This is a genomic window from Deltaproteobacteria bacterium (assembly GCA_009930495.1).
In the GTDB taxonomy this organism is placed as follows: Bacteria; Desulfobacterota; Desulfovibrionia; order Desulfovibrionales; family Desulfomicrobiaceae; genus Desulfomicrobium.
In genome coordinates this window covers 1-2,002 of record RZYB01000316.1, presented here as the reverse complement: position 1 = coordinate 2,002, position 2,002 = coordinate 1, and the positions used below count along the sequence as shown (strand labels likewise).

At 59.7% G+C, this 2,002-nt stretch carries 2 protein-coding genes; both read left to right on the top strand.

Annotated features, from left to right (window positions below):
* The first annotated feature begins 320 nt into the window (after positions 1-320).
* Positions 321-1,616: an alpha/beta hydrolase gene (locus EOL86_14195; protein ID NCD26723.1), complete on the top strand. Its 1,296-nt coding sequence runs from the start codon at positions 321-323 to the stop codon at positions 1,614-1,616.
* Positions 1,617-1,624: 8 nt separating this feature from the next.
* Positions 1,625-2,002, top strand: a 378-nt coding sequence (locus EOL86_14190; GenBank protein ID NCD26722.1) for a VacJ family lipoprotein, incomplete at its 3' end; no start/stop codon positions are given.

The following is a 2,002-nucleotide window of genomic DNA, read 5'->3' as shown; positions in this document are numbered from 1 at the left end:
TCATCTGCTGCACGGTTTTTCCCTCAACCGGCAGCGTCTGGCCGAGCGTGGCGTGGAAGAAGCCCAGGCCGCGCTGGATCTGCTGGCCCGTACCTTGACCAACAATGCTTTGGTTTCCGAGACCGGTCAGGCCGTTGTGTCCCTTATTTCCGGCTATGCCAGAACCTGGCGGCTGCTGCTGCAATACGACGAGGACGGTCTGGCCCTGCCCGCCTTATCGTCAATCTGATCGCGGAATCCTGATTCCCGCCCGGCTCCGGTTGCCAGGAGCGGCGCAAGTCGTTACGCAGGGCGGACAAATCCGCTTTCGGAGGCCCTGCATGATTCGTGCTTTCGCGTCTGCCTTGTTTTGTGTGCTCTGGGCTGTTCCCGCCCTGGCCTATGACTATCCCTTCAAGGACCCGTACGTGGCCACGGTTTTCGGAACGGCGCCCGGGGATGAGTTTCCGCTGGATTCCTTGCGCCCGGCCAATCTCGCGGAGTTGAATCCGCTCAAGGATTTCCGGGCCGTCCGCGACCACGAGATCCTGCTCCACGACCGCCCGGTGCCCGACGTTCTCTGGTACAACGACACGTTGCAGTATTCCGTGGCCCGGCAGCGGGGCACGGCGCCGCTTTTGTTCATCATCGCCGGCACCGGTTCCTCGTACAATTCGGCCAACTGTCAATTTTTGCAGCAGGCTTTTTTCCGGGCCGGCTTTCATGTGGTCAGCCTGTCCTCGCCGACCTATCCCAACTTCGTGGTCAGCGCCTCGACCACCCAGGTGCCGGGTTATGTCCCCCAGGACGTGGCCGACCTGTACCAGGCCATGGACGTCATCGCCAACGACATCGGCCGGGATCGGATCAGCGCCTGTCACCTGACCGGCTACAGTCTGGGCGGAACCCAGTCCGCCTTTTTGGCCGAACTGGACGCGCGCGAGCAACGCCTTGGCTTCGACAAGGTGCTGTTGCTCAATCCAGCCGTCAGCCTCATGACCTCGGCCAAGATTCTGGACCATCTTTTGTCCGACAGCGTGGCCGATCAGGCCGAGGTGTCGAGCGTCATTTCGTCGCTGATCCAGGACCTGTCCGAGGCCTACCGGGGCAGCAACGAGGTCAATTTCGGCGATGAATTTCTTTTCGATCTCCAGAAGACCCGCCCTCTCAGCGACAAGGAACTGCGTGTGCTCATCGGCGTGTCCTTTCGCCTGTCCCTGGCATCCATGGTGTTTACCAGCGATGTGTGCACCGGCGCCGGCTATATCGTGCCGCGCGGGCACCAGATGGAGGAAGGCGAGTCCCTGACGCCGTATTTGGACGCGGCCACGGGTATCAGCTTCGAGGACTATATCGACGAATATCTCATTCCGTATCTGCGCTTCCATGATCCGAGTCTGACCACGGACGGCATCGTGGCCGCGTGCAGCCTGGAACACATCGGGGACTTTCTGCGCCGTGCCGGGAACGTGGCGGTCATGACCAACGCCGATGACCCCATTCTGACCCCCGACAATCTGGACTTTTTGTCCTCGACCTTTGGCTCCCGTCTGAACCTCTATCCGGTCGGCGGGCATTGCGGTAACCTCCGCTATCGCGACAACGTGGCGGCCATGCTGGATTATTTCCGGAAGTGAGACACCCCATGCGCATACTTTTTTCTCTTGTGATCTGTGCCTTGGTCGCCGGATGCGCGGCCACGGTCGAGCATCGGCCCGGAGATTTCCAGGCGCCCGTGCATCGGGGCCTGCCCGAGGAACCGTCGGTCTCGACCCGGCCCTTTCTGGTGGACGACCCGTGGGAAGGATTCAACCGAAAAATGTACCGGTTCAACGCCGAATTGGACCGCTATGTCTACCTGCCCGTGGTCGAATTTTACGAAGAACTCCTGCCCGTCAGCGTGCAGCACGGTGTTTCGAATATATTTAATAATTTCAAAGAAATACCAATTTTTATCAATTCCGTCCTCCAAGGCAAGGCCAAAAAGGCCTCGGTTTCCCTTGGCCGGTTTATTTTCAACACC